This window comes from Gammaproteobacteria bacterium, assembly GCA_037388465.1.
Lineage (GTDB): Bacteria > Pseudomonadota > Gammaproteobacteria > SpSt-1174 > SpSt-1174 > JARRKE01.
On record JARRKE010000014.1, the window covers coordinates 61,094 to 87,087 of the forward strand.

General features: G+C 64.0%; 22 protein-coding genes and 1 pseudogene. 7 read left to right on the forward strand and 16 right to left on the reverse strand.

Features of this window, described 5'->3' with window-relative positions; genetic code table 11:
- Positions 1-104: 104 nt before the first annotated feature.
- The 4 genes from purM to P8Y64_04885 are packed head-to-tail and all read left to right on the forward strand — an operon-like array spanning position 105 to position 3,949.
- Positions 105-1,160 (forward strand): phosphoribosylformylglycinamidine cyclo-ligase, encoded by a 1,056-nt coding sequence (gene purM / locus P8Y64_04870; protein ID MEJ2059802.1) that lies wholly within the window; start codon positions 105-107, stop codon positions 1,158-1,160.
- Positions 1,157-1,816, forward strand: a complete 660-nt coding sequence (gene purN, locus P8Y64_04875; protein ID MEJ2059803.1) for a phosphoribosylglycinamide formyltransferase — start codon at positions 1,157-1,159, stop codon at positions 1,814-1,816. Before purM ends, purN begins: the two co-directional genes overlap by 4 nt.
- Positions 1,813-2,532 carry a DUF3108 domain-containing protein gene (locus P8Y64_04880; protein ID MEJ2059804.1) on the forward strand — a complete coding sequence of 240 codons (720 nt, stop codon included), beginning with the start codon at positions 1,813-1,815 and terminating at the stop codon, positions 2,530-2,532. Before purN ends, P8Y64_04880 begins: the two co-directional genes overlap by 4 nt.
- Before the next feature lie 10 nt (positions 2,533-2,542).
- Positions 2,543-3,949: an NAD(P)/FAD-dependent oxidoreductase gene (locus P8Y64_04885; GenBank protein ID MEJ2059805.1), complete on the forward strand. Its 1,407-nt coding sequence runs from the start codon at positions 2,543-2,545 to the stop codon at positions 3,947-3,949.
- A 73-nt stretch (positions 3,950-4,022) separates the two neighbouring features.
- Here the strand turns inward: P8Y64_04885 and P8Y64_04890 are convergent, their stop codons facing one another.
- Positions 4,023-4,448, reverse strand: coding sequence for a CZB domain-containing protein (locus P8Y64_04890; GenBank protein MEJ2059806.1), 426 nt, complete (start codon positions 4,446-4,448; stop codon positions 4,023-4,025).
- A gap of 135 nt (positions 4,449-4,583) precedes the next feature.
- Positions 4,584-5,930 carry a metalloprotease PmbA gene (gene pmbA, locus P8Y64_04895; protein ID MEJ2059807.1) on the reverse strand — a complete coding sequence of 449 codons (1,347 nt, stop codon included), beginning with the start codon at positions 5,928-5,930 and terminating at the stop codon, positions 4,584-4,586.
- Positions 5,931-5,985: 55 nt separating this feature from the next.
- Between pmbA and yjgA the strand changes: the two genes are divergently transcribed.
- The gene (gene yjgA, locus P8Y64_04900; protein ID MEJ2059808.1) at positions 5,986-6,264 is read left to right on the forward strand and encodes a ribosome biogenesis factor YjgA; all 279 of its coding nucleotides are present in this window, start codon (positions 5,986-5,988) and stop codon (positions 6,262-6,264) included.
- Between the two features lie 13 nt (positions 6,265-6,277).
- Here yjgA and P8Y64_04905 read toward each other — a convergent pair whose 3' ends face one another.
- From P8Y64_04905 to holA, 12 genes are all read right to left on the reverse strand, one after another.
- Positions 6,278-6,541, reverse strand: a complete 264-nt coding sequence (locus tag P8Y64_04905) for a hypothetical protein (protein ID MEJ2059809.1) — start codon at positions 6,539-6,541, stop codon at positions 6,278-6,280.
- A 94-nt stretch (positions 6,542-6,635) separates the two neighbouring features.
- A complete protein-coding gene (gene tldD / locus P8Y64_04910; protein MEJ2059810.1) occupies positions 6,636-8,084 on the reverse strand; it encodes a metalloprotease TldD in 1,449 nt (482 codons plus the stop codon).
- Entirely contained in the window at positions 8,081-8,914 is an 834-nt protein-coding gene (locus P8Y64_04915) for a carbon-nitrogen hydrolase family protein (protein MEJ2059811.1), read from the reverse strand. Before P8Y64_04915 ends, tldD begins: the two co-directional genes overlap by 4 nt.
- The gene (locus tag P8Y64_04920; protein ID MEJ2059812.1) at positions 8,911-9,270 is read right to left on the reverse strand and encodes a hypothetical protein; all 360 of its coding nucleotides are present in this window, start codon (positions 9,268-9,270) and stop codon (positions 8,911-8,913) included. The genes P8Y64_04915 and P8Y64_04920 overlap by 4 nt, the downstream gene beginning before the upstream one ends.
- A 66-nt stretch (positions 9,271-9,336) precedes the next feature.
- Positions 9,337-13,218: a YhdP family protein gene (locus P8Y64_04925; protein MEJ2059813.1), complete on the reverse strand. Its 3,882-nt coding sequence runs from the start codon at positions 13,216-13,218 to the stop codon at positions 9,337-9,339.
- Between the two features lie 13 nt (positions 13,219-13,231).
- Positions 13,232-14,704, reverse strand: a complete 1,473-nt coding sequence (gene rng / locus P8Y64_04930; protein MEJ2059814.1) for a ribonuclease G — start codon at positions 14,702-14,704, stop codon at positions 13,232-13,234.
- A gap of 58 nt (positions 14,705-14,762) precedes the next feature.
- On the reverse strand, positions 14,763-15,347 hold the full coding sequence (locus P8Y64_04935; protein ID MEJ2059815.1) for a Maf family protein: 585 nt from the start codon (positions 15,345-15,347) through the stop codon (positions 14,763-14,765).
- Between the two features lie 530 nt (positions 15,348-15,877).
- Positions 15,878-16,348 (reverse strand): 23S rRNA (pseudouridine(1915)-N(3))-methyltransferase RlmH, encoded by a 471-nt coding sequence (gene rlmH / locus P8Y64_04940; protein ID MEJ2059816.1) that lies wholly within the window; start codon positions 16,346-16,348, stop codon positions 15,878-15,880.
- Positions 16,348-16,698, reverse strand: a complete 351-nt coding sequence (gene rsfS / locus P8Y64_04945) for a ribosome silencing factor (GenBank protein ID MEJ2059817.1) — start codon at positions 16,696-16,698, stop codon at positions 16,348-16,350. Before rsfS ends, rlmH begins: the two co-directional genes overlap by 1 nt.
- Positions 16,699-16,752: 54 nt before the next feature.
- Complete coding sequence (gene nadD, locus P8Y64_04950) at positions 16,753-17,412, reverse strand: nicotinate-nucleotide adenylyltransferase (GenBank protein ID MEJ2059818.1); 660 nt, start codon at positions 17,410-17,412, stop codon at positions 16,753-16,755.
- A 63-nt stretch (positions 17,413-17,475) separates the two neighbouring features.
- Positions 17,476-18,759: a glutamate-5-semialdehyde dehydrogenase gene (locus P8Y64_04955; protein MEJ2059819.1), complete on the reverse strand. Its 1,284-nt coding sequence runs from the start codon at positions 18,757-18,759 to the stop codon at positions 17,476-17,478.
- Between the two features lie 72 nt (positions 18,760-18,831).
- Positions 18,832-19,863 (reverse strand): DNA polymerase III subunit delta, encoded by a 1,032-nt coding sequence (gene holA, locus P8Y64_04960; protein MEJ2059820.1) that lies wholly within the window; start codon positions 19,861-19,863, stop codon positions 18,832-18,834.
- A 342-nt stretch (positions 19,864-20,205) separates the two neighbouring features.
- Here holA and P8Y64_04965 point away from each other — a divergent pair, with 342 nt between their 5' ends.
- Positions 20,206-22,479, forward strand: a complete 2,274-nt coding sequence (locus P8Y64_04965; GenBank protein MEJ2059821.1) for a DUF1631 family protein — start codon at positions 20,206-20,208, stop codon at positions 22,477-22,479.
- A 42-nt stretch (positions 22,480-22,521) separates the two neighbouring features.
- Here P8Y64_04965 and lptE read toward each other — a convergent pair whose 3' ends face one another.
- Both lptE and leuS read right to left on the reverse strand, forming a co-directional pair.
- The gene (gene lptE, locus P8Y64_04970; GenBank protein MEJ2059822.1) at positions 22,522-22,920 is read right to left on the reverse strand and encodes an LPS assembly lipoprotein LptE; all 399 of its coding nucleotides are present in this window, start codon (positions 22,918-22,920) and stop codon (positions 22,522-22,524) included.
- Between the two features lie 122 nt (positions 22,921-23,042).
- Positions 23,043-25,512: pseudogene (gene leuS, locus P8Y64_04975) on the reverse strand (leucine--tRNA ligase).
- Positions 25,513-25,653: 141 nt separating this feature from the next.
- Between leuS and P8Y64_04980 the strand changes: the two are divergent.
- The coding region (locus P8Y64_04980; GenBank protein ID MEJ2059823.1) for a hypothetical protein at positions 25,654-25,994 on the forward strand (341 nt) is incomplete at its 3' end.

Here is a 25,994-nt window from a genome sequence, read left to right on the forward strand (position 1 = left end):
GGGCTTGCAAGCGGGGTACGATAGCATATCCCGTATTCACGGTTTACAGTCCCGGAACGCGGGGCTACCATCCACAGCCTTCTTTTCCCTTGCCCCGCCGCCCGATGAGCCAGGAATCCCAGCGCCCGCCCCTGAGTTATCGTGACGCCGGTGTCGATATCGATGCCGGTGCCGAACTGGTCGAACGCATCAAATCCCATACCGAGCGCACCCGCCGTCCCGGCGTGCTGGGCAGCCTGGGCGGCTTCGGCGCCCTGTTCGAACTCCCGACCGACCGCTATCGCCGGCCCGTGCTGGTCTCCGGCACCGACGGCGTGGGCACCAAGCTCAAGCTGGCCATGATGCTGAACCGCCACGACACCATCGGCATCGACCTGGTCGCCATGTGCGTCAACGACATCGTCGTCACCGGCGCCGAGCCCCTGTTCTTCCTCGATTATTACGCGACAGGCCATCTCGACGTCGAAGTGGCCGCCCAGGTCGTCAAAGGCATCGCCGACGGCTGCGAACTGGCGGGCTGCGCCCTGACCGGCGGCGAGACCGCCGAAATGCCCGGCATGTACGAAGCAGGGGATTACGACCTGGCCGGTTTCGCCGTGGGCATCGTCGAAAAGGACCGCATCCTCGACGGACAGGGCGTACAGGCGGGCGACGTCCTGCTCGGCCTGGCCTCCAGCGGCCCGCACTCCAACGGCTATTCGCTGATCCGCAAGCTGGTCGAGGTCAGCCACGCCGACCTCGACCAGCCCTGCGGCACCACCAGCCTGGGCGAGGCCCTGCTGGCGCCGACCCGCATCTACGTCAAACCCCTGCTGCACCTGCTCGAACAACTGCCGATCCACGCCCTGGCCCATATCACCGGCGGCGGCCTGACCGAGAACCTGCCGCGGGTGCTGCCGGAGGGCACCGGTGCCGTCGTCGATCCCCGGGCCTGGGTGCGCCCCCCGGTGTTCGACTGGCTGCAGCAAGCCGGTAACGTGGAAGCACAGGAAATGCTGCGCACCTTCAACTGCGGCATCGGCATGATGGTCGTGCTGCCCGAAGAACATGCCGCGACGGCCAGCGAATATTGCCGAGAGCAAGGTATCGAGGCCTGGACGATCGGCCGCATCGAAGCCACGCCGGGCCAGACACCCGGAGTGCGCTACCAGGGCGCATGAGCCCTTCCTCCTGCAAGATCGTGGTGCTCATCTCGGGCACCGGCACCAATCTGCAGGCCCTGATCGACGCCTGCGGCGCCGGGGAGATCCCCGGGCAAATCGTGGCGGTGATCGGCAACCGCCCCGGCGCCGGCGGACTGGAACGCGCCCGCCGGGCCGGCATCCCGGCCGAATGCCTGGACCATCGCGACTATGCCACCCGCGAGGCATTCGACCAGGCGCTGATGCAGGTCATCGACCGCTACGCCCCTGACCTGGTCTGCCTCGCCGGTTTCATGCGCATCCTCACCCCCGCCTTCACCACCCACTACCTAGGGCGCATGCTGAACATCCACCCCTCCCTGCTCCCGGACTATCGCGGGCTGCACACCCATGCCCGCGCCCTGGCGGACGGCGTCCGGGAACACGGTGCCAGCGTGCATTTCGTAACGCCCGACCTGGACGGCGGCCCGGTCGTCGTGCGGGTACGGGTGCCGGTGCACGCCGACGACACCCCCGAGACGCTGGCCGCCCGCGTGCTGGAACAGGAACACCGGCTTTATCCCGCCGCCACGACCTGGTTTTGCGCCGGGCGGCTGAAACTGAATGCCGGCCGGGTGATACTGGACGGCGCACCGCTTGATCACCCCCTCGAACTCACGGAGGTGCCAGCATGAAACGTCTGATCACGGGGATTGTGCTGTTCCTGCTCACGGCACCGGCCATGGCGGCCAGCCTGCCGGCGCCCCTGCGCCCCTACGAGGCCAAGTACATCCTGCGCATCGACGAAGTACCCGTCGCCAAGTCGTGGATGTCCCTGCGCCCCCAGAAGGCAAACGAATATCTGTTCAGGACCGTCACCAAGCCGATGGGCATCGTGGCCATATTCCGCGATGACGTCATCACCGAAGAGACCACGCTCGGGATGGTGGACGGCACCCTGCGCCCGCTGAGCATCCGTTATTCTCACCAGGGCATCAAACATCCTCAAACCGGCACCGCCCGCTTCGACTGGTCCACCCGCACGCTCACGGGCAAGCTGGGCAACGAACAGTTCAGCTACCAGGACATCAAACCCGACACAGACGACAGCTTCTCCCTGCAACTGAAGATCATGCAGGCCGTGGCGCGCGGCGAAAAGCAGGTCGAATTCGACGCCCTGGAGAAGACCAAGCTCAAACATTACGCATTCCAGATCGTCGGCCGGGAAAAGCTGGACACCCGCCTGGGCGAGATCGAGACCGTTCACGTCAGGCGCATCAAGGACAAGCCGTCCTACAAGACCGACGCCTGGTACGCACCGAAATACGGCTATCTGCCGGTGCGCATACGCCAGCAGCACAAGGACGAATCGCCGCTGGTACTGACCATCGATTCATACCAACCGCTGTAAACAGAAAATCATGTCCGACCGTTTCGACCTCGCCATTATCGGCTCCGGTCCCGGTGGTTACCGGGCCGCCATTCTCGCCGCCTTGCGCGGCCTGTCCGTCGCCATTATCGAAAAGAACGACTGGGGCGGCTGCTGCCTGAACCGCGGCTGCGTGCCCAAAAAGGCCTGGCATCACACGGCCCAACTGATCGCCGGCCAGCGTGCCTTCGCCGAACGCGGCATCAGCGGCACGCTGCAGGGCGACATGATGCAGGCCTGGGAACACCAGGAAACGGTGGTCAAGACGGTACAGGACAGCTACGTCGACTACATGAAGCGCCTCAAGGTCACCCCCATCGAGGGCGCGGCCCGTTTCCAGGATCGCGAGACCCTGACCGTCACTGCCAGCGACGGCAGCGAGCGCACGCTGCACGCCAAGCACACCATCATCGCCACCGGCGGCAGCCCCCACATACCCGAACCCTTCGCGGAGGTGGACGGCAAGGTGCTCACCTCCGACATGCTGTTCGACAGCCCGCCACCGGCCGGTAAACGGGTCGCCGTCATCGGCAGCGGCGTAATCGCCACCGAATTCGCCTTTATCTTCAGCATGCTGGGCAAGGAGGTTGTCTGGCTGGCCCGCTCGCCCATGCTGCGCAAGATCCCCTTCAGCCCGCAGGCCGTCGGCACCTTGCGCGAAGCCCTGAAGCGCCACGACATCGAGCTGCAAAACGGCGTGCATTTCGAGCGCGTCGATACCGACGGCGACGGCGTGCGCATTCATCTCGCCGAGGGTGAGACCGTGGAGGTCGACTGGGTCTGCCTCGGCACCGGTCGCGTCCCCTACACCGAAGGGCTGGGCCTGGAGGCCGCAGGCGTCAAGACCGATGCGAACGGTTTCGTGCAACGCAACACCCATCTGCAGACGGATGCCGACAACATCTACGCCATCGGCGACGTCGCCTGCGAGATGATGACCGCGAATCACGCCATCTCGGACGCCACCGTGGCCGTGGACAACATCATCGAGGGCAACACCCGCAGCCAGGACAGTCTGTGGGTGCCGATCGTGGTCTACAGCGCCGTCGAACTGGCGCGCCTGGGCATGGACGAGGACATGGCCGAGGACGAGGAACTGGAACCGGCAATCGGTTTCGCCGCCTTCGAGACCTCGCCGCGCGCCCTGGGCCAGGACGATACGGACGGATTCGTGCGCCTGCTCAGCGACATGGACAGCGGCCGCCTGCTGGGAGGCGAGATCGTGGGCGCCGAGGCCGGGGAGCTGATCACCATCCTGTCACTGGCGCCGGACCACGAAACCGCACTGCGCTGGCTCGCCTCGGGCACCTACAACCACCCTGCGCGGGCCGAGGAGATCATCAACGCCACCGAGACCCTGGCCAGCAAGTGGGGCCTGCAGGGAGAAATCTTCGGTTGAACGGGTAGCCGCCGCGGTAACGGCGGCAGACTGACAAGCACGGATCGGCCCGGATTACAGCGGGCCGGCCTGCTTATCCCATATCGCGGACTTCCGCTTCCAGCAGTTCGATGGCCTGCAACAGGGTCTTGGACATTTCGACGAGATCGCTAAGCCGCTCGTGCGCCTTGTCGAGCTTGCCGCTCGCGGCGGCCTCGTGCACCTGGGCATAGATGGCGTGCAGGAGCTCGTGCGGCGTCTCGATATCCTGGAATACCGACAAATGCCCCAGCGCACTTTGCCCTTCACCGTAATACCATTTCCCAAACGCGCATTGGGTGTGGGCCAGCGGGGCCTGATCCTCCTGGACGGGCACTCCGGCCGCCAGGGCCTGGGCATAGGCGCGCCAGCGCAGATGGGATGACTTCGCTCGCCGAATGACTTCGAGATGCGACTGGACGTTCATTGCGATTCTCCTCGATGAGCAGCCGACCTGCAGACCACCCAGCTTAAGTTTCATCCAATGACTGTTACATTTTGATTAAAAAAATTAACACACTGGATCGCAAAAACCATTGTTGAAAATCAAATCGTTACAAAATCGTAACCTTGCATACGCGCCGCTTCGGTCAGATGGATAGCACCCCGGGCGAGTTCACTCGCCCGCAATGGTCATTTCGTTGAGCAGCCAGGAGCCGGTGCGAATGTTGCCGCGCAGGTCCGTGTCCGTGCCCACCGCCGCCAGCCCCATGAACATGTCCTTGAGACTGCCGGCGACGGTGATTTCCTCGACCGCATACTGAAGCTCGCCGTTTTCCACCCAGAAACCGGCCGCGCCGCGCGAATAATCGCCCGTCACCATGTTGATGCCATGCCCGATGAGCTCGGTCACCAGCAGTCCGGTACCCATCTCGCCCAGCAAGCCGGCGAGATCGTGCCGTTGCCCCGCATCGATGCCGAGGTTGTGCACGCCTCCCGCATTGCCGGTGGTCTGCATGCCCAGGCGGCAGGCGGAATAGCTGTCCAGCACGTAGCCTTCGAGCCGGCCGTCGTGGACCAGGTCGCGGGCCTGCGTGGCCACGCCTTCCGAATCGAAGGGGGCGCTGCCCAAGGCGCCCGGCAGATGCGGCTCCTCGTAGACGCGGATGCCGTCGGGGAAGACCGGACGGCCCAGGTGATCGAGCAGGAAGCTCGCCTTGCGGTACAGCGCCGCACCACGCACCGCCGAAACCAGATGCCCCAGCAGACCGCGCGCCAGGTCCGCCGTGAATACGACCGGGGCCTTGCGCGTCCCCAGGCGGCGCCCACCGAGCCGCGCCACCGTCCGGCGGGCGGCCTCCGCACCCACGGCCTCGGCCGATTCCAGCAGGTCGGCGTTGCGGGCCACGCTGTACCAGTAATCGCGTTGCATGGCGCCGTCCTGCTCGCCGATGACCGAGCAACTCAGGCTGTGGCGGGTTCCCGAATAACCGCCGATGAATCCGTTGGTGTTGCCGTACACGCTGGTGCCGCGATAGCTGTCGACGCCGGCACCCTCGGAATTGACGATGCGCTGATCCGCACGGCGCGCCGCTTCCTCACAGCTGCGGGCCAGATCGATGGCCTGTTCGCCGGTCAGCTGCCAGGGATGGTCCAGGTCGAGGTCGGGGTAATTCATGGCCATGCGCGCGGGATCCGCCAGCCCGTGGCAATCGTCTTCCGCGGTCTGGCGGGCGATGCGGCAGGCGGCCTTGGCCGCTTCCCGGATGGCCTCCGGCTTGAGATCGGAGGTGCTGGCCGAACCTTTCTGCTTGCCGATGTAGACGGTAACCGCCACGCCCTGATCCTTGTGGTACTCGAGCGTCTCCACCTCGCCCAGACGGACGTTCACCGACAGGCCCTGCCCGGCGCTGGCGCTGGCTTCGGCACCCGTGGCGCCGGCGGCGCGGGCGGCATCCAATGCATCCTGGACCGACTGCTCCAGCCGTTCGAACTGGATTTCGGCACGCTGCAGTTCACTCATGTTTCACTCCGTCTGAAAAGCAAAAAAATCCGCCTGCACGGTGTAAACTCGCGCCATGCAGGATGAATCGAGTTACGAAAGAAAAAGCAAATCCCAGCTCAAGCGCGAGGCCCATGCGCTGCAGGAACTGGGTGAGCGCCTGCTCACCCTCAATGAAGAGACGCTGGCAGCCCTACCCCTCCCCGACGAACTGCGCCAGGCGCTCGCCGAGGGGCGCCAGATCCGCGCCCGCGGCGCGCTGCGCCGTCAACGCCAGTACATCGGCAAGCTGATGCGCGGTATCGATCCCGAACCGATACGCGCCGCCCTGGCCAAACGCCGCCACGGGGACTGACGGGTCGCGCCGACTACGGACTCGCGCCGTGCTTGTTCACCGCGGTGCGGTTGCCCCATTGATCCACATTGCTGACCTGGACACCCAACCACCAGATCTTGCCCAGGCTGTCACGCGTATAGCCGCCGACCAGCTGCTGGCTGTCGGTAAGCTTGATGCACGGGAGAAACTGCTCGGCCTGATCTCTGTCCCGGAAGATGTGCCAATGCACGACGCCGTCCCTGCCGTGCCCCTCGGGAAGCGAGAGTTCGTGACTGAGAATGTCTTCATCGACCATTGCCTGACTCCTCCTTTGCGGTTCACCACTCAATATCGAACACACCTATTGAGTTTAGATGCGAAAACCGGCGAGGACATGGCGCCCGTCGGCCTCAGCCGTGCTGCGTCCCGCCCACCGTGAGCCCGTCGATACGCAGGGTGGGCTGTCCCACCCCGACCGGCACGCTCTGGCCTTCCTTGCCGCAGGTGCCAACGCCCTCGTCCAGCTTGAGGTCGTTGCCGACCATGCTGACCCGGGTGAGCACATCCGGCCCGTTGCCGATCAGAGTCGCGCCTTTGACGGGGCGGGTCACCTTGCCGTTTTCGATCAGGTAGGCCTCGCTGGCCGAAAACACGAACTTGCCCGAGGTGATGTCCACCTGACCGCCGCCGAAATTGACGGCATACAGGCCGTGGTCCACCGAGGCGATGATCTCCTCGGGCACGTAGTCGCCGGCCAGCATGTAGGTATTGGTCATGCGCGGCATGGGCAGATGCGCATAGGACTCACGCCGCCCGTTGCCGGTGGGCTGCATGTTCATGAGGCGCGCATTCATCTTGTCCTGCATGTACCCGCGCAGGATGCCGTCCTCGATCAGCGTGGTGCACTGGGTCTGGACGCCCTCGTCGTCCACGTTGAGCGAGCCGCGGCGGTTCGGCAGCGTGCCGTCGTCCACCACCGTGACGCCCTTGGCCGCGACCCGCTCGCCCAACCGTCCGCTGAAGGCGGAGGTACCCTTGCGGTTGAAGTCGCCTTCCAGGCCGTGGCCGATCGCTTCGTGCAGCAACACGCCCGGCCAGCCAGGCCCCAGCACCACCTTCATGGTGCCGGCCGGCGCGGCAACCGACTCCAGGTTGACCAGGGCCAGGCGCACCGCTTCCTCGGCATAGCCGAAGGCGCGCTCGGATTCCAGGAAATAATCGTAGCCGTAGCGGCCGCCACCGCCGGTACCGCCCTGCTCGCGGCGACCGTTCTGCTCGACGATCACGCTGACATTCATGCGCACCAGGGGACGCACGTCCGCGGCCAGCGTCCCGTCGCTGGCGGCCACCAGGATCATCTCGTGGACGCCGGACAGGCTGACGATGACCTCCTGGACGCGTGGATCCTGCTTGCGCGCATGCGCATCCACCCGTCGCAGCAGATCGATCTTGTCGCTTTCGGCCAGACTGGCCAGGGGATCGTCCGGCAGGTACAGGTCATGCCCGGCATGCGCCTGCCAGGCCTGCATCTGTCCCGAGACGTTGCCCCGCGCAATGGCGCGGGCGGCCTGAGCGGCCTCCAGCAATGCCGGCAGCACGATCTCGTCCGAATAGGCGAAACCGGTCTTGTCGCCGGCGATGGCGCGCACACCGACGCCCTGCTCGATGTTGTAGCTGCCTTCCTTGACCCGCCCGTCTTCGAGCACCCAGGATTCGTGCCGGCTGACCTGGAAATACAGGTCGCCGTTGTCCACGGATGCCCCGAGCAGGCCGTTCAGTACCCGGTTGAGGTCGTTTTCGCCCAGCCCCGCCGGTGACAGGATCTGGTTTTGCGCAATCTGTAAGCTGGTATCGGTCATGTCGTGGAGGTAATTCTGCAAGTCAGGCGGCGGTGCTGAATGGTCGGGAAGGTACGTCGGGTGCTCTTGAGTCGCTCACAGTCGATATCGGCCAGCACCACGCCGGAACCCCGCGGCAGACGGTCCAACACATTGCCCCAGGGATCGACGATCATGCTGTCGCCGTGCGTTTCGCGGCCGTTGACGTGATAGCCGCCCTGAGCCGCGGCGATCAGGAAAGTCAGGTTTTCGATGGCGCGCGCCCGGATCAGGCTTTCCCAATGGGCCCGCCCGGTAATGGCGGTGAACGCCGACGGCAGCGCGACGATCTCTACACCTTGGTCGAGCATGCCGCGGAAAAGTTCAGGAAAACGCAGGTCATAACAGACGGCCAGGCCGAGCCGGCCGAACGGGGTATCGACCACGATGATATCCTTGCCGTGCTCCGTGGTCGCGGATTCGTTGTAGCTCTCCGCACTCTCCACCAGCTCGACGTCGAACAAGTGGATCTTGTCGTAGCGCGCCACGAGTTTCCCATGGTCGTCGAACAGCAGGCAGGCGGCGTAAACCTTATTGGAACTGGTGCTGCACAACGGGATGGTCCCGCCCACCAGCCAGATGCCGTGACGCCGCGCCTGATCCGACAGGAATTCCTGCAGCGGCCCCGAACCCTCCTGTTCGCACACGCCGAGCTTGTCGCTCTCCTTCATGCCCATGAACGCAAAGTTCTCGGGCAGCACCACGAGCTCGGCACCGGCCTCGACCGCCTGGGCGATCAAACGGTCCGCTTCGTGCAGGTTGGCCTGTACATTGGGCCCGGAGGCCATCTGGATGGCGGCTGCCTTGTTCAAGTTTGACTTCCTTTTGTATCGACGATCAGGGTAACGGTATCCGAGCGGGAAACCTGCGGGACCAGCTGCAGGCGCTCCGAAGACACACCCAGGGTCACAAGCCAGTCGTGGAGCTCACGTCCCCACAACGTCCCTGCCTCACCGTTGGGATAAAGGATTCGCAATCGGGCTTCAGGATGCGCGTTCAATAACTTCATGGCCGCCTGGACAGCGGGCAATCGGGCAACTTCACGCGCGGAACGGGGCAAGGCCCATTGATCTGCACTGATCGTGAACCCGACCGGCTGCGGCTGCGCCAATACCCAGGATGGGCTCAGGGCCAGGAACAACCCAAGCAAAAGACTCGGCTTAAACATCTACAGCTAAATATAACCTGCGCGCCGCATCCGAAGCGAGCAATGCCCGGACGGATACAGCGGGAATCACAAAAAACCGCCGGGCGCAGGCACCGCTGATTGTGTGTTCTTGGGCGGCGTCTCGTTGAGGGGGGTGACCTTGGGGTTGTTCCAAGGCCCCATCACCGTATAGCGCACGATGGCGCTCTCATCGATCCGTTTGCCGATCCCCAGCGTGTTTTCCAGGATCATCAGTGCGGCACCGACGCCCAGACCACCGAACAGAGCCCCGGCGATGGGCAGTGTCGAGGTCAGCTGCGGCGTGACGGCAACCTTGGCGTCGTAATCCTGGGCCTGCAGACCAATCCTCCCCTGGATGGCGATATCCGCCCCCGAACCTTCGAACAGCGTGTTGTGGGTAAACACATCGCCATCCACGAGCCGGAAGTTCCCGCTCGCCTTATTGAAACTGTAGCCCTGCGAAAACACATCAGAGAAATTGAGCGTCAGACGCTTGGGCAGTGCCGACAGGTTGATGAGACTCAGCAGACGCCCGACCCCCGGCTCGATCTTCTCGATGCGCCCGTCGCGGATCTCGAAACTTCCTTCCCCGCGCAGACCCTTCCAGCCCAACTGCCAGGGCGCCCCGGGCCAGGACAGATTTCCGGTCAAGGTGGTCTTGCCGTCGCGCAGGCCGAGGTGCAGGTTCAGGTTCTCCGTGGTCCTCGCCAGGTTGTCGGTTTTGATATCGACGTGCAGGCTGGTTTTTTGCCGCCCGTCGGAAAGTGTGGACCAGCTACCGCTGGCCTTGGCATGCAAATACTCGCCGCCGAGCTGCAGTAAATGGATCTGCATGCCCTGCGCATCCGAGGTGGTGCTCAGATGCAGATCGCGGAACGCATAGGAACCCAGCTTGAATTGTTTGGCCCGGACTTCCAATGGCGGCAGCTTGGCGGGACGTACCGATTTAAGCACATGCATTTCCTCTCCCTGCGCTTCCTTCTCGCCCTTGGGCAAGGGAATCGACAACTTCTGCAAATCCATTTTCAACGGCTGGGCGGTATGCAGGTTGTACGGAACGGTGACATGACCGCTCACCAGCGAGGACTGAACGTCGGCCTCCCATGCGTTGCTGCCCCGGCGCACCTTGAGATTGACGTTCTTGAAATTCTGACCGTAGGCCCGCAGGCCGTCGAGGCTGACATCGAGTTCCTTCAGTTGCGGCAGTTTCGCGCCTTCACCCAAGGCACTCTTGCCTTCCGCCAGCCCCAGCCAGGGCTGGAGCGAGAAATCGGTCAGCCGGCCGGTGATACGGACCCCCTGCTTGGGTAACGCAGGCACCCCGTCATTGAAACTCAGGCCGGCGGCAACCACATGGCGTCGCCCGTTCGAATCCGCCAAGCCGAGCACCGCCTGCAGGCTCCGCCCATAGCGCACGCTTACCGGCACCACCGTCTGATCGGGCGCCAGGGGAATGGATACGATCACGCTGCGTGACGCGCCCACCGGTTTGTGCAGCGGCGCCGGCAGATTCACCGCCGTGCCGCGCAGATCGGAAGCCAGGGTCAGCACCGCTCCCCCGCCCTGCTTCTCCTCCTGGAGCGGGATGGTCAGCCGTCCCTCCCAGTCACTGTCGCCATCGAGATAATCCGCCGTTCCCTTGGGTGCGTTCTGCAACAACTGCGCGGCGGTCAAATGCGCACGCATACCCACCTGAAGCACGCCCTTGGCCGTGGTATGCGCGTCGAGCACGATCGGCGCCCCCCTGAACTGGCCGCTGAGTTTTGAAAACGCCAGCCGGCCGCGGCCGAAATCGACCTCACCCTGCAGCTGAGTCAGCTTGACCGGCTCCGATGCCAGACCGAGGTCGGCGCCTTTCAATTGCAGCTTGCCGTCCACCTGGGAGGATTCGGCCAGGGTGTGGTTCAGCGGCAGAGTCAAACGCAACTTGAGATCACTCGTACCCTGGGCGCGCACGTCGGCCAGGAGCTTTTCCCTCCCCCGCGAAAGCGGGCTGGCGGCGAGATAGCGAAACACATCCTGCAGTGGACCATGCGCCGTTCCCTGTATATCGAGCACCGGGGCGGCCAGCTTGGGTATCGCCACGTGCACGTTACTGAGCTCGGTGTCGAACACCTTGGCGCGGGTCGCGTCGATGTGCATCGCCGCGTTGCGGAACACGACCTCCGCGTCGATACCCTGCAAGGCAGGCCAGCCCCGCTCGACGTTGAGCACGGCGTTCTCGACGTGAAACCGCGTCTCGAACACACCTTCATTGCCGTGATAGGGAAAGTCCTTCAGACGACCGTGAAACACCAGCGCCCCGTCCGTTACATGTCCGGCGACAAATGCCTGCTTCAACCATTTCATCGCATCGGCGGGGATGACGTGGTCGGGCAGATACTGGCGCGCCTTCGCGGCATCGCCGTCACGATACTTCAGTTGCAGATCGAGTTCGGGCGAGGCCGTGCCATGACTGACGAGAGTGAACTGCCCCTGGCTTTTGATATCCTGATTGCCGAACGCCAGATCATGTCCGTAGACGTTCCATCCGTCCTTCTCCCTATGCCAGCCGATCTCACCTTCGAGATGATCCAGGCTCACGCGGTGCGAGAAGATCATCGGATAATCGACATCTATGTGTTTGGATCGAAGCAGTACCGAACCGCCCTGCTGGGTCAGCGAGAATTGGCCGTCGAGGCTGTCGATACCCGGCGTATGTTTCAGCGACTTGACCGATATACCCTGAAAAACGCCGCTGGCCCGGTAAGTCGGCGCGCCTTCGGCGGGAATGTGTGCGGCCGCCACCACTTTCTGAATCGCACCTTGCGGCGCGAGCTTTTCCAGCGGCAGGCTCTTCGGCAGCCGGTCCTTTACATAAGGCAGCACCGCTGCCAACGTATCGCCGATATTCACATCCGCCGCACTGAGTTGATAGGAACGGCCGGTATCGTCCAGATGCGAAACCAGCAACAGCGCGGCGGGGCGCGTCTTCTGCCCGTCGCGCTGCAGCTGGAAGTCGTCAAGGGAGAGACGCCAGCCCTGTGCCTCGCTCGACCAGAGGAACTTGCCGCTCACGCCGGTCAACCCGTTGGCAGGCCTGTTTCTCGACGTGAGTGCCAGATCCGTCACCGCGCCATCCCCGCTCAAGGACACGAGTTGGCCTTGACTCCAGTTGGCCCAGAATCGGGCGTCCACCACGCCCTGCTTGATGCCGGCCCGTTTGATCAACGCCTGTTCGGGGATGCCCTGCAGGCGTATCCCATCCCCCTTGGCATAGATGCGTGCATCCCACCCCTTCGGCTGATCGAGCTTGCCGTCGATGCGCGCGACCAGGTCGAGGCGTCGACCCAGCGTTTTCGGCAGCCCCACCACGCCGCTCACGCCGAAGCCGTCGCTGTCGACCCTCACAGACAGATCGACCGGATCAAAAATGTAATCGGCGCCGGTCTGCCGGTCCTGCCAATGAATACGGCTTTCCAGCAGACTGAAATTGATATTGTTGATCGCGGCGAACGGGTCCTCGTTGGCGATAGCCTGTTGTTCGCTTTCGCTGAGGTTCAGCCCCGTGACACGGATACGGTTGTCCTTGAGGCGTTGGATGTCGAAATTCGCCCCGTAGATGGTCAGCCCGGTCGGCTTGAGCTCCAGGTGCAACAGCATGGCGAACAGGTTGAAATCGAGTATGGCCCTGCGAAATGCCAATACCCGGTGTTGACCGCTTTGGTCGTAGAGACGCACGTTACGCAGCACCAGCCGTGGCCCCAGCAAATGCCAACTGGCATCCAGACGCCGGATCTTGACCGGCTGGCCCATCAGCGCGCCGAACTGCCGCTCCACATCGTGACGGTATTGAGGCAACTGGGGAAGAAGCGCGTGCGCGACGCTGAACAGCACCGCCAGCAGTATCACCGAAACCGCAGCCGTGTAGAGCACGGTCCGGTAAATACGATGCAGCCAGACGATCATTCCGTGTTTCCGGTCAGAGCAGCACGACGTCGAACTGCTCCTGAGTGTAGAGCGTCTCTACCTGGAGTTTGATGGGAATGTTTATAAACGCCTCCAACTCCGCCAGGCTGGCGGACTCCTCGTCCACCAGCAGATCGACTACCTCCTGTGAGGCAAGCACCAGCAGTTCGCGCGCCTCGAACTGCCGCGCCTCGCGCAGAATCTCACGGAAGATCTCGTAGCAGACGGTTTCCGCCGTCTTCACATAACCGCGACCCTGACAGGTCGGACAGGCCTCGCACAGAATATGTTCCAGGGATTCGCGAGTACGCTTGCGCGTCATCTCCACCAGACCCAGCGGCGAGACATCGCATACGTGCGAGCGCGCGTGATCCTTTTCCAGCGCCTTGTGCAAGGACTGCATGACCTGGCGCTTGTGTTCCTCCTGGGTCATGTCGATGAAATCGATGATGATGATGCCGCCCAGATTGCGCAGCCGCAGCTGGCGCACGATGGACTGGGTCGCCTCGAGATTGGTCTTGAAGATCGTCTCTTCGAGATTGCGGTGCCCGACAAAGGCACCGGTGTTGACGTCGATGGTGGTCATGGCCTCGGTCTGATCGAAGATCAGGTAACCGCCGGACTTGAGTTCGACCTTGCGTTCCAGGGCCTTTTGCAGTTCATCCTCAATGCCGTACAGATCGAAGATGGGCCGTTCGCCGGGGTAATGTTCGATGCGTCCGGTAAGGCCGGGGATATAGGCCTGGGCGAAATCGATCACCTTCTGCACCGTCTCACGCGAGTCGATGCGTATCTTCTCCACTTCCGGGTCGGCCAGATCGCGCAGCGTACGGATCACCAACGGCAGATCGGCATACAGTTCCGAACCGGGGCCCACGTCCTGTGCGCACTTCTGGATGTTTTCCCACAACTTGTGCAGGTAGCGCATGTCGCGTCGCAGAGCGTCTTCGCTGGCTCCTTCGGCAACCGTGCGCACAATATAGCTGTCGTGGAAATCGAGTTCCTCGCGCAAAGCCGCCACCTGCTCGCGCAGGCGCTTGCGCTCGACCTCGTCTTCGATGCGCGTCGAAATGCCGATGCTGTCGCCCTCGGGCATCAGCACCAGGAACCGGGACGGCACCGTGATATGCGTGGTCAGGCGGGCACCCTTGGTGCCTATGGGGTCCTTGATCACCTGCACCAGCAGTTGCTGCCCGGGCTGCAACAGGGCGGTGATCTCGGCAGGCGGCTTGTCGCCGTTGGGCATTTCCTCCCGCGCCACCGGCGCCACGTCCGAGACGTGCAAAAAGGCGGCGCGTTCCAGGCCGACATCGATAAAGGCGGCCTCCATGCCCGGCAGCACCCGCGTCACACGCCCCTTGTAGATATTGCCCACCAGTCCTCGCTTGCGGGCGCGCTCGATGAACAGCTCCTGCAGGACGCCGTTTTCCACCACGGCGGCGCGGGTCTCCTGCGGGGTCACATTGACCAGTATCTCCGTACTCATCGTGACAGTGTATCAAGCCGATTGTGTAACGGGGACATTACACCACCGGCGGGTCTTCTCATATGACCGGGATGCCTGCAGCGGCCAGCAACTGTGCCGTTTCGAACAGCGGCAGGCCCATGACGCCGCTGTAGCTGCCCTCCAAACGGTCGATGAAGGCGGCGGCCAGCCCCTGGATGGCATAGGCACCGGCCTTGTCCATTGGCTCGCCGGTAGCCACATAGGCCTCGAGCTCGGCCTGATTCAGGATCCGGAACCCCACCCGGCTGTCACTCAGCCGCAGCGCCACATCATGCCCGGCGGCCAGCGCCACAGCGGTATAAACATCGTGCGTCCGACCGCTCAGCATCCCCAGCATGCGCACCGCATCGGCCCGGTCGCGCGGCTTGCCCAACACCTCGTCGCCGACCACCACCACGGTATCCGCCCCCAGCGCAGGCAATCCCTCGCTTACGGCCAGTCCGGCCTGCGCCTTTTCCAATGCCATGCGCTGCACGAAATCCAGTGGCGACTCGCCGCGCCGGCGGGTCTCGTCGACATCCACCGGTTGGCGGCGAAAATTCAGACCGAGCTGATCCAGCAACTCCCGGCGGCGGGGAGAAGCGGAGGCCAGTAGAAAAGTAGATTGTGGTGATTGTTTCACTTTGGTCGGTACTTTAGAGGTTGGTGGTTTTGTTTTATATGTTTTGAGTTTTCGTTTTCGGTTGGAAAGGCGCGGGGTTTTGTTGTGCGGCCTTGTCTACAGTTTCGCATTAGAAATGGAAGTATTTGAATTTCGCGCTCTTGAGGCCGGGATTTTTTGTCTGATGCGTTCGCACAGCGCGAGGTACTTTCTCTTGCGTGCCCAAGAGAAAGTACCCAAAGAGAAGGGCACCCCCACCGTCTTGGCCTTCGGCTTCCCTCACAACCGCTGACTTGCGACGGGCACGGTCCGACGCGACGTCCTCGGCAACTGCTCCTGCGTTGCTCTACCTCCTGCATCCATGCAGTCGTGTCGCGGCGAACCTCAGCCCGGCGTCCCTGCCGGGCTGACCCTGCAAGCCACCGGTTGCTCGGCAAGGCGGGACGGGGTTTACGGTGAAGGGTGAGACGTAAGGCGTGAGGAGCAATTCGGCGCTTCGTTTGTCACCGCACCTCTCATCTCCTTACTCCTCCCCCTTCACACCTTACCGATCAGTCCCGATGATACGGATGCCCCTGCAACACGCTCCACGCCCGATACATCTGTTCGGCGAGAATCACGCGCACCAGGGGATGGGGAAAGGTCAGCGGCGACAGCGACCAGACGAAGTCCGCCGCATCCCGGCAGGCCGGGCTGAGGCCGTCCGGACCACCGACCAGCAGCGCCAGTTCGCGGCCGTCCACGGACCAGTCGTTCAGGCGGTCGGCGAGCTGCCGGGTGCTGAGGCTGCGGCCGTGTTCGTCCAGGGTCACGATGCGCGCGCCGGTCGGCACGGCGGCCAGCAGGCGCTCGCCTTCCCGATCGCGCAGGCGGGCGATATCGGCGTTGCGGACGCGCTTTTCCATCGGCACTTCGTGCAATTCCATGCGCCAGCCGGCGGCGAGACGGCCGGCGTATTCCGTGTACGCCTCGCCCACCCAGGCGGGCATACGCGTGCCGACCGCGATCAGGTGAACGCGCATCAGGCCTGGCCTGGTTTCGCGGCCTGGCCTTCGGTTTCCCAGAGTTTTTCGAGGTTATAGAAATCGCGCACGGTGGGCAGCATGACGTGCACCACCACATCGTTGAGGTCGACCAGCACCCATTCGGCCACCTGGGTTCCCTCCACGCCGATCGGCTGGACCCCTGCCTCCTTGGCCTTGAGCACGACGTTGTCCGCCAGCGACTTGACGTGCCGCGTGGAGGTGCCCGAGGCGATCACCATCACGTCCGTGATCGCCGTCTTGCCGCGCACGTCCAGGATGCGCACATCCACGCCCTTGAGGTCTTCGAGGGCGTGGCATACCAATTCAACCAACTGATCTGTCTGCATGCGTTTTGAGTGAGATTTCTATATCGGTGTGTGTCTGAAAGTGTCCCGCCCGGCCTATCGGGCCTGTGCCTCCGGCGCCGCACCGCCCGCATACAGCCCTTCGGCACGGATGTAATCCCACACCCGGGACGGCAGCAGATAACGCGGACTCTCGCCGCGCGCGATCAGTTCGCGCACGGCCGTGGCGGAAATGTCGAGCTGGGTCACCGGCGTGAACAACACCCGGCCAGCCGGGACGCGGCGCAGGTCCTCGACGGCGGTGGTCCGCGCGGATTCCAGCCAGGCGCTTTCCCACAGATCGCCAGGCACCACCGCACCCGGGCGATGGGTCACCACCAGATGCGCCAGACGCGGAATGGTTTCCCATTCATGCCAGCTGCGCAGGCCGGCGAATGCATCCATGCCCATGATCAGGCACAGGGGCCGGGTTTCGCCGAGTTCCTGCCGCAACCCGCGCAGTGTATCGACCGTATATGAAGGTCCCGTACGGTCCAGCTCGCGCCGGTCCACTTTCAACCCGGCCTCTCCGTCGACCGCCAGCTCCAGCATATGCAGGCGCTGATCCGCGCTCGCCTGGGGCAGGCGCCGGTGCGGCGGCACGCAGGCGGGAATCAGGCGCAGCCCATCGAGTTGCAGGTGCTGCAGGACTTCCAGCGCCGGCCTCAGGTGACCGAAGTGCACCGGGTCGAAGGTACCGCCGAAGACGCCGATCATGGATACGTCGGCCGCAGGCGGATCGGGCGAATTGGATGAGACAGGAAGAATCGCAAAACGGGTTTATCCGCGCAGGTTGCCGTCGCCCAGTACCACGTACTTCTGCGTCGTCAGCCCTTCCAGCCCCACCGGGCCGCGCGCATGCAGCTTGTCGGTGGAGATGCCGATCTCGGCGCCGAGACCGTATTCGAAGCCGTCGGCGAAACGGGTGGAGGCATTGACCATGACGGAACTCGAATCGACCTCGCGCAGGAAACGCCGCGCGTGGCCGTAATCCGCGGTGATGATGGCGTCGGTGTGATGCGAACCGTAGGTCTCGATATGATCAATGGCCGTGTCGAGGTCGGGTACCACGCGGATGGCCAGAATCGGTGCGAGATATTCCTCGTACCAGTCGTCCTCGGTCGCCGTCCGGATATCGGCCAGAATCGCACGGGTCTTTTCGCAGCCTCGCAGTTCCACGTTGTGCCGGTCGAATTCGGCCTTCAGCCGCGGCAGCGCCTGCGCCGCCACGCCTTCGGCGACCAGCAGCGTCTCCATGGTATTGCAGGTGCCGTAGCGCTGGGTCTTGGCGTTCACCGCCACCTTGACGGCCATGTCCAGATCGGCGTGATCGTCGATATAGACGTGGCACACGCCGTCCAGGTGCTTGATGACCGGCACCAGGGATTCTTCGCTGACGCGCTCGATCAGGCCCTTGCCGCCGCGCGGAATGATGACGTCCACGAACGCCTTCATGCGCAGCAGTTCGCCCACGGCGGCGCGGTCCGTGGTATCCACCACCTGCACCGCGGCGGCCGGCAGTCCGGCCTGTTCCAGCCCCTCGTGAATGCACTGCGCAATGGCCCGGTTGGAATGGATGGCCTCGGAGCCGCCGCGCAGGATGGCGGCGTTGCCAGCCTTGAGGCACAGTCCCGCCGCGTCCGCCGTCACGTTCGGGCGCGATTCGTAAATGATGCCGATCACCCCCAGCGGCACGCGCATGCGCCCCACCTGAATACCGGAGGGACGATAATCGAGATGGCTCATCGCGCCGACCGGATCGGGCAGCGTGGCGATCTGGCGCAGGCCTTCGGCCATGGAGCGGATGCGCGCCTCGTCCAGGGCCAGACGGTCCAGCAGGGCCTCGTCGAGGCCGTTGGCCCGGCCTGCCTCCAGGTCCTTGGCATTCTCGGCCATGAGCTCGGCGCTGCGCGCCTCGATAAGCCCGGCCATCGCCACCAGGGCATTATTCTTGGCCTCGGTGCCGGCACGGGCGACCAGGCGCGCAGCCGCCCGGGCCTGGCGGCCCAGCGTCTGCATGTAACCCTGTACGTCCAGGGTCTCGATTTCAGGTCTTGCGCTCATTCAATCGTTATCGTTGCGTTGGTATTGAATCCCCCGGCCGGCACGCAATCGCCGGCCAACGGCGATGGTTCCTCATGCGGCACGGCCCGAAGCCGCACCGTCCAGCAGCGGGCGCCCGCTCAGCGCCATCACTAATTGTAACAATTCATCCCACGGCCTGCCCTCTGCGCGGCCCTTGATCACCCGATCCACATGGGCGCAGCGGGCCAGCAGCCTCAACCACGCCCCCACGGGGCGGCTGCGCAGGGCGGCGCCCAGCAGGCGACGCCTGGCCTCCGGCCAGATGCGCTGCATCTGCAGGGGTTCGCCCCGAGCCTGTGCCTCGGCCAGCCCCGCCAGGGTACGGATCTGCTCGCTCAGCGACCACAACACCAGCGGCGGGGCGACGTCCTCGCCGCGCAACCCTTCCAGAATACGCACTGCCCGGCGCAGATCGCCCGCCAGGGCCGCGCCGTACAGGTCGAAAACCTCGAAACGTGCGGAATCGGCCACCGCAGCCAGCACCGCCTCGGTATCCAGCGGACCCGCGGGATGCAGCAGCGACAGCTTGTCGATCTCCTGGGCCGCAGCCAGCAGGTTGCCCTCCACACGCTCGGTCAGCAACGCGGCCGCCTCGGGAGTCGGCTCCAGTCCCTTGACGCGCATGCGTGCGGCGACCCACTGGCGGGTCTGCCCGACATCCAGCGGCCACACCTGAAGAAACACCCCCGCCTTGTCCAGCGCCTTGACCCACTTGCTGCTCACCGATGCGCGCTCCAGCTTGCCGCACTGAACCAGCAAAATGGTGTCCTCGGGCGGCCTCTCGGCGTAGGCAGCCAACGCCTCACCGCCTTCCCGGCCCGGCTTGCCGGTCGGCAGCCGCAGGTCGATGATGCGTTGGGACGCAAACAGGGAGAGCTCCTGCCCGGCCGCGGCCAGCCGCCCCCAGTCGAAGCCCGGCTCGTGGTTCAGCACCTCCCGTTCGAGGTAACCCTGCTCCCGCGCCGCGGCGCGAATGGCGTCCGCCGCCTCCATCAGGAACAGCGGCTCGTCGCCGGCCAGGAGATAGATCGGCGCCAGTCCCCGGGCGAGCCGGCCCTGAAGTTGTTCGTATCTGACTTTCATGACGGCAAATTAACCGCCCCGCGGACTTGTCACAAGCATCCATCCCGAATGTGGCCCCGCCAGATGCGGATGTCTTCCATTGCGCGCATCCACGAGAGAAGATGCAGCGAGCGGGAAAAGGCCGCCACGCAGGGCGCAACAGGCCTCTCACGCGGCCGGGGCTTGCCCCATGACCAGATTTCGACACCCTAAAGCCGAAGAGCGGTCGTTTATTCCCGACGAACGGTCATATAAAGTATCGCTGTCGAAACATGAACAGAAAAGAATTATCCTAATCTCTTCTTATAGGGAGGCCGCATAATTGAACGACCCTGCGGCCAGACTTGGAGACGTGATCAACCCATGAACGCACCGGCGCCCAGCCCCAAGCGTGTCGAGGCCACCCTGCAGGGTGCCACGCAGAACCTGCTTAAGACCTGCTTCGAGGGACTGCTGAAAAAGGCACAGGATCCGGGGTTCCGTATGGACCCGGAGGCCAGCAACCTATTTTTGCGAGGCGATGCGCTGGATGCCCTGCTGCACGACAAGAATCACGTCCTCGCCATCACCCTCAACACCTTCACCGACAGCTGCATCAAAAAGGGTGAGACCAAGTTCGACATCGATGACGACCTGAGCCAGCTGGCCCTGCTGGACGACGACCTGCTGGACCTCACCATCGCCATCTCCCGGCACGCCCAACGCGCAACCGACCGCAACAAGGAACCCCTGCTGCACCTGGAACTGCGCCTCGAAGAGCTCGACCTGTACCTGCCCAACGGCATCGACCCGCACTGCATGCACCCCGACGCCCTGTACAACAGCCTGCAGCAGGGCATGGACGTGCTCGACCTGCAGGTCAGCGGCAAGGTCCTGCTGTACGACCTCTTCGCTGCCGAGTTGCTGCCACGGCTGGCCGATTTTTACGCCAAACTGAACGAGCACCTCGCGCAGGCGGGCTACCTGCCCGACAACCGTTCCCTGCAGGAGGCCATCCGGGCCCGCGAACTGGCCAATCGGCAAAAGGACAGCGAGGTCCAGAACGGCCTGGTCATGCCCTCCGGCCCGGACGATACCAGTGCCGGCATCCAGGTCGACTGGGCCAAGAGCATTCCGGTCCCCCCCGGCGTCGACGCCGTACCGACCCAGGCACCGGATCTCTACAGCAATGTCCAACCCGTCCGCAGCGGTCCGACCGTCGAAATCGATGCCGAGACCCTGAAACTGCTCAAGCAGCAGCTGCAGCCGATGCAGTTCGGTGCCGCAACGCCTGCCGATCTGGCACGCGCCGAGGCGCGTCAGAAGATGATGGTCCGCGCCCTGACCCGGGCGCAGACCATGATCGTTCCCGAAATCCCCGAGGACACACCGCTCGACGCCACCAGGATCAAGGCCGCCTTTTCCGAGGCCGTCGAGGAATCGGGAGATGCCGAAGCCGCCAAGGACTTCAAGGAGGTCGAGGACAAGGTCATCGACTTCGTCAACGACATCTTCCTGGGCATTCTCGAAAACGACGCCCTGTCCGACGCGGTCAAGGCCCTGCTGTCCCGACTGCAGATCCCCGTCATCAAGCTGGCGCTGACCGATTTCGGCTTTTTCCAGAATCCCCAGCATCCCGCGCGCCGGGTACTGAACGAACTCGTCGCCCTCGGCATCGGCGTCCAGGGACGCGACGACCCCCTGTTCGAAAAACTGCAGGGCATGGTCAACAACCTGCTGCGCGGCAACGAGGCCGACACCCACAGCTTCGAACAGGTGCTGGCACGCCTGCGCAAGATCGAGCGCATCGAGCAGGAGCAGGCCAGCCAGGAAGAGACCCTGGCGCGTCAGGAGGCCCAGGTCCGGGCGCGACGCAGCGCCGCCAAGCGCGTGGTGGTGCGCACCATGAACCGGCATCTGCGCGACAAGCGCATGGCGGACGAGGCCCTGCAGTTCATCCTCAAGTGCTGGGCGCCGCACATGGCCCTGATCTATCTGCGCGACGGGCTCGAATCCGAGGCCTGGCAGCATGCGGTGCAGGCCCTGCGCCAGATCATCGAGGCCTCGCAGCCAGACCGCAGCATCGGCGAGATCGAAGGCATCATCGGCTCCGTGGAAGGCTTTTTCGACCAGGTCGAAGGCGAGCTACAGGCCAACGCCACCCTCAAGGCAAGCGGCAAGTCCCTGCTCGGCAACGTGCGCAACTGGTTCTTCAGCTTTTTCGCCGAAAAGATCGAACGCGAGGAACAGGCCGGGCTGGGAGAACTGGACGAAATCGCCAGCGGCGAACCCGAGGTGGAGATCGACATTTCGCCCCAGCCCGAGGACCAGGTCGACGAGCAGCGTGACGTCTTCAAGGCGCTCATGGAGGCCATTCCGGCCGAAGTGCGCCCCGGCGCATGGTTCGAGATCTACCGGGGGCCCGAGCATTCCAAACGCACGCTCAAGCTCTCGGTGATCCTGGAAGACAGCGGCCAGGTGCTGTTCGCGGACCGCGCCGGCCGGGCCGCCCTGGAGATCGAGCTGGCGACCTTCATCGAAGACCTGCGCGAGGGCCGCAGCCGCTGCGTCGAGGACAACAACCTGTTCGATGCCGCGCTGAGCGCCGTCATCAGCAACATCCAGCAAAACCAGTCCCGCCAGAACCTGGTTCACTAAGAGACTCCTGCATCCGGCAGGCATTCTGCCTGCCGGGGAACCTCAGCCAGCCTTGGTTTCCGCCTGCAAGCGGTAAAGGATCAGCTGCACGGCGTCCCGCTGCATATCATTGTACAGAATGCGCTCCTGGTCGCTCCGGCCCAGCACATTGGTCGGATTGAACAGGTATTCGCGCGTCAGCCGGATTCGTTGCTCCGGCACATCGATGTCCTTGCCTTTCACCTTGAAGACCACGATGTACACGAGCTCGTACTGCTGCGCCTTGTTGGTCACATCCACGGGAATGATCTGCCGCTCGCGCCGGTTCTCGACGATGGTCAGGGTCGCGGTGGGATTGGCACCCACGCTCACCACCTGCACCCCGTTGTCATGCAGGGCGCGACGCAGAGCGATCCTCAGCGGATCGTATTCACCCAACCCTTCGATGGCGGTATACGACATCGCCGTCGGCAGCTGTGCCTCGCCACGCAGATGAAAACCGCAGCCCGCCAGGACGAGCACAGTCCCCAGCAGTGAGATGCTGAACAGCCGGCGGATCGGCATACCGAATCTGATCATCAACGTTACCCGACGACGATGTTCACAAGCCGGCCGGGCACGACGACGATCTTGCGCACCGTCTTGCCTTCGAGGAACCGCTGCACGTTCTCGTTGGCCAGAGCCGTCTGCTCGATGGCCTCGCGATCGGCGTCGGTCGCCACCTGAACCTGCCCGCGCAGCTTGCCGTTCACCTGCACGACCAGCTCGATGGACCAGCTCGATGCGGTCCTGAACCAGGGCGCCTTCGTCCACCTCCGGCCAAGTGCAATCCACCACCGCCTGTTCCCGGCCGAGCGCATGCCACAGGGCATGGCTGATGTGCGGCACGATGGGCGCGAGCATCAGCACGATCGCCTCCAGCGCCTCCTGCATCACCGCCCGCCCCTGCGGGCTGGTGTCGGTGAAACGGCCGAGTTCGTTCATCAACTCCATGTTGGCGGCGATCGCGGTGTTGAAGGTATAGCGCCGGCCGACGTCGTCACTCACCTTCTGAATGGTCTGGTGCAGCTTGAGGCGCAACGCCTTTTGATCGTCGTTCAGGGCATCGATATCCGGGCGCCCGGAGGCCTCCGACGCCACGTGGTCGGCCACCTGCTTCCACAAGCGTTTCAGAAAACGGGAAGCACCCTCCACCCCCGAATCCGACCATTCCAGGGACTGCTCGGGCGGAGCGGCGAACATGGTGAACAGGCGCACCGTATCCGCGCCGTAGCTTTCGATCAGCGCCTGCGGATCCACCGTGTTGCCCTTGGACTTGGACTTCTTCACCCCATCCTTGAGCACCATGCCCTGAGTCAGCAGGCGAGTGAAGGGCTCGTCTCCCGACACCAGCCCCTCGTCGCGCATCAGCTTGTGGAAAAAGCGCGCATACAGCAGGTGCAGCACGGCGTGCTCGATGCCGCCGACGTATTGATCCACCGGCACCCAGTAACCGGCGCGCGCATCAAGCATGGTCTGCTCGTTGTCCGGGCAGGCAAAGCGCGCGTAATACCAGGACGACTCGAAAAAGGTGTCGAAGGTGTCCGTCTCACGCTCCGCCTCGCCGCCGCATTCGGGACAGGTCGTGCGGTAAAACTCGGGCATCTGTTTGAGCGGCGACCCCTGCCCCTCCAGCGCCACGTCTTCGGGCAGCACCACCGGGAGCTGATCCTCGGGTACCGGCACGGCGCCGCAGCTCGGGCAGTTGATGACCGGGATCGGGCAGCCCCAGTAACGCTGGCGGGAAACCCCCCAGTCGCGCAGCCTGAAATTGACCACGCGCCGCCCCCGGCCCCGGGATTCGAGCGATTCGGCAATGGCGGTGAAGGCATCGGCTGAAGACAGGCCGTTGAACTCGCCCGAGTCGATCAGCACGCCCTTGTCGACGAAGGCCTCCCGGGTCAGATCGACTTCACAGCCCTCTTCGCAGGGGGCGATCACCTGCTTGACCGGCAGGCCGTATGCCTGCGCGAACTCCCAGTCGCGCTGATCGTGCGCCGGCACGGACATCACTGCCCCGGAGCCGTATTCCATCAACACGAAATTGGCCACCCACACCGGCACCGTCTCGCCGGTGATCGGATGCACGGCCTTAAAACCGGTGTCCATGCCCTGCTTAGGCAGGGTTGCCATGTCCGCCTCGGCGACCTTGGTGTGGCGGCATTCTTCGATAAAGGCGGCCAGCTCGGGGTTGCCCTCCGCGGCGCGCTGGGCGAGCGGGTGCTCCGCCGCCACCGCCACGTAGGTCACCCCCATGAGGGTGTCGGGACGGGTGGTGAACACCGTCAGGGTCTCATCGGAATCGGCCACGCCGAAATGCAGCTCGACCCCTTCCGAACGCCCGATCCAGTTGCGCTGCATGGTGCGCACCTGCTCCGGCCAGCCATCCAGCCTGTCCAGGTCGTCGAGCAGTTGCTGGGCGTAGTCGGTGATCTTCACGAACCACTGCGGGATCTCGCGGCGTTCCACCGGGGCGCCGGAGCGCCAGCCCTTGCCGTCGATCACCTGCTCGTTGGCCAGCACAGTCTGGTCGACCGGATCCCAGTTGACCACCGACTTCTTCTTGTAAACCAGCCCTTTCTTGAACAGGCGGGTGAACAGCCACTGCTCCCAGCGGTAGTATTCGGGGCTGCAGGTCGCCAGCTCGCGCGACCAGTCGTAGCCCAGGCCCAGCTGCTTGAGCTGGCCGCGCATGTAATCGATGTTCTGGTAAGTCCACTGCGCCGGCGGCACCTTGTTCTTGATCGCCGCGTTCTCCGCGGGCAGGCCGAAGGCGTCCCACCCCATCGGCTGCAGCACGTTCTTGCCCTGCATGCGCTGATAACGCGCGATCACGTCTCCGATGGTGTAGTTGCGTACATGCCCCATATGAAGCCGCCCGCTGGGATACGGGAACATGGACAGGCAGTAGAACTTCTCCCGGCCGTCGTCCTCCGTGGCCTCGAAGGACTTCTGATTCTCCCAGTACGCCTGGGCGCCGGATTCCACCTGTCGGGGATCGTATTGGTCTTGCATGGATCGATTCATAAGCTGCGGGCGAAGCCGGATAGCTTACCAGTGCGGCACGATAGCGCAAAAGATCGCAGGCGCGGGAACATCACCGGAAACCGCCTGCGGTGCTTTATAATGGCCCCAACGACCGTAGAGGAGTGATTAATGGCCGACAAAAACAACCCCGAACGCCTCACCCATGCCTACGACCGCATGCTGGAGCGGGTCAAGGCCGCCCTGGAGGCCACCGAAGAGATTACCGAAGAGGCCCTGGACAGCGCCCTGGACGAGGCCGGCCACATGGCCGAGGACCTCGACGACCTGGCCAAGGACGAGGCCGAACTGGTACAGGCCTACGTGCGGCGCGACCTGCACGACCTCGGGGAATACGTGGAACGGACCGGCAGGGAATACAGCAGCTGGTTCTACATCGACACCAAACTGATCGAGGCCCGCCTCCTCGACCTCATCACCTCCGTCGCCGACAAGACCAGCGTCCAGCTCGC

What these genes read in the sequence shown, in the direction of transcription:
- purM (MEJ2059802.1), top strand. Translation starts at nt 105, where the DNA reads ATGAGCCAGGAATCCCAGCGCCCGCCCCTGAGTTATCGTGACGCCGGT.
- purN (MEJ2059803.1), top strand. Translation starts at nt 1,157, where the DNA reads ATGAGCCCTTCCTCCTGCAAGATCGTGGTGCTCATCTCGGGCACCGGC.
- P8Y64_04880 (MEJ2059804.1), top strand. Translation starts at nt 1,813, where the DNA reads ATGAAACGTCTGATCACGGGGATTGTGCTGTTCCTGCTCACGGCACCG.
- P8Y64_04885 (MEJ2059805.1), top strand. Translation starts at nt 2,543, where the DNA reads ATGTCCGACCGTTTCGACCTCGCCATTATCGGCTCCGGTCCCGGTGGT.
- P8Y64_04890 (MEJ2059806.1), bottom strand. Translation starts at nt 4,448, where the DNA reads ATGAAACTTAAGCTGGGTGGTCTGCAGGTCGGCTGCTCATCGAGGAGA.
- pmbA (MEJ2059807.1), bottom strand. Translation starts at nt 5,930, where the DNA reads ATGAGTGAACTGCAGCGTGCCGAAATCCAGTTCGAACGGCTGGAGCAG.
- yjgA (MEJ2059808.1), top strand. Translation starts at nt 5,986, where the DNA reads ATGCAGGATGAATCGAGTTACGAAAGAAAAAGCAAATCCCAGCTCAAG.
- P8Y64_04905 (MEJ2059809.1), bottom strand. Translation starts at nt 6,541, where the DNA reads ATGGTCGATGAAGACATTCTCAGTCACGAACTCTCGCTTCCCGAGGGG.
- tldD (MEJ2059810.1), bottom strand. Translation starts at nt 8,084, where the DNA reads ATGACCGATACCAGCTTACAGATTGCGCAAAACCAGATCCTGTCACCG.
- P8Y64_04920 (MEJ2059812.1), bottom strand. Translation starts at nt 9,270, where the DNA reads ATGTTTAAGCCGAGTCTTTTGCTTGGGTTGTTCCTGGCCCTGAGCCCA.
- P8Y64_04925 (MEJ2059813.1), bottom strand. Translation starts at nt 13,218, where the DNA reads ATGATCGTCTGGCTGCATCGTATTTACCGGACCGTGCTCTACACGGCT.
- rng (MEJ2059814.1), bottom strand. Translation starts at nt 14,704, where the DNA reads ATGAGTACGGAGATACTGGTCAATGTGACCCCGCAGGAGACCCGCGCC.
- rlmH (MEJ2059816.1), bottom strand. Translation starts at nt 16,348, where the DNA reads ATGCGCGTTCACCTGATCGCGGTCGGCACGCGTATGCCCGCCTGGGTG.
- rsfS (MEJ2059817.1), bottom strand. Translation starts at nt 16,698, where the DNA reads ATGCAGACAGATCAGTTGGTTGAATTGGTATGCCACGCCCTCGAAGAC.
- nadD (MEJ2059818.1), bottom strand. Translation starts at nt 17,412, where the DNA reads ATGATCGGCGTCTTCGGCGGTACCTTCGACCCGGTGCACTTCGGTCAC.
- P8Y64_04955 (MEJ2059819.1), bottom strand. Translation starts at nt 18,759, where the DNA reads ATGAGCGCAAGACCTGAAATCGAGACCCTGGACGTACAGGGTTACATG.
- holA (MEJ2059820.1), bottom strand. Translation starts at nt 19,863, where the DNA reads ATGAAAGTCAGATACGAACAACTTCAGGGCCGGCTCGCCCGGGGACTG.
- P8Y64_04965 (MEJ2059821.1), top strand. Translation starts at nt 20,206, where the DNA reads ATGAACGCACCGGCGCCCAGCCCCAAGCGTGTCGAGGCCACCCTGCAG.
- lptE (MEJ2059822.1), bottom strand. Translation starts at nt 22,920, where the DNA reads ATGTCGTATACCGCCATCGAAGGGTTGGGTGAATACGATCCGCTGAGG.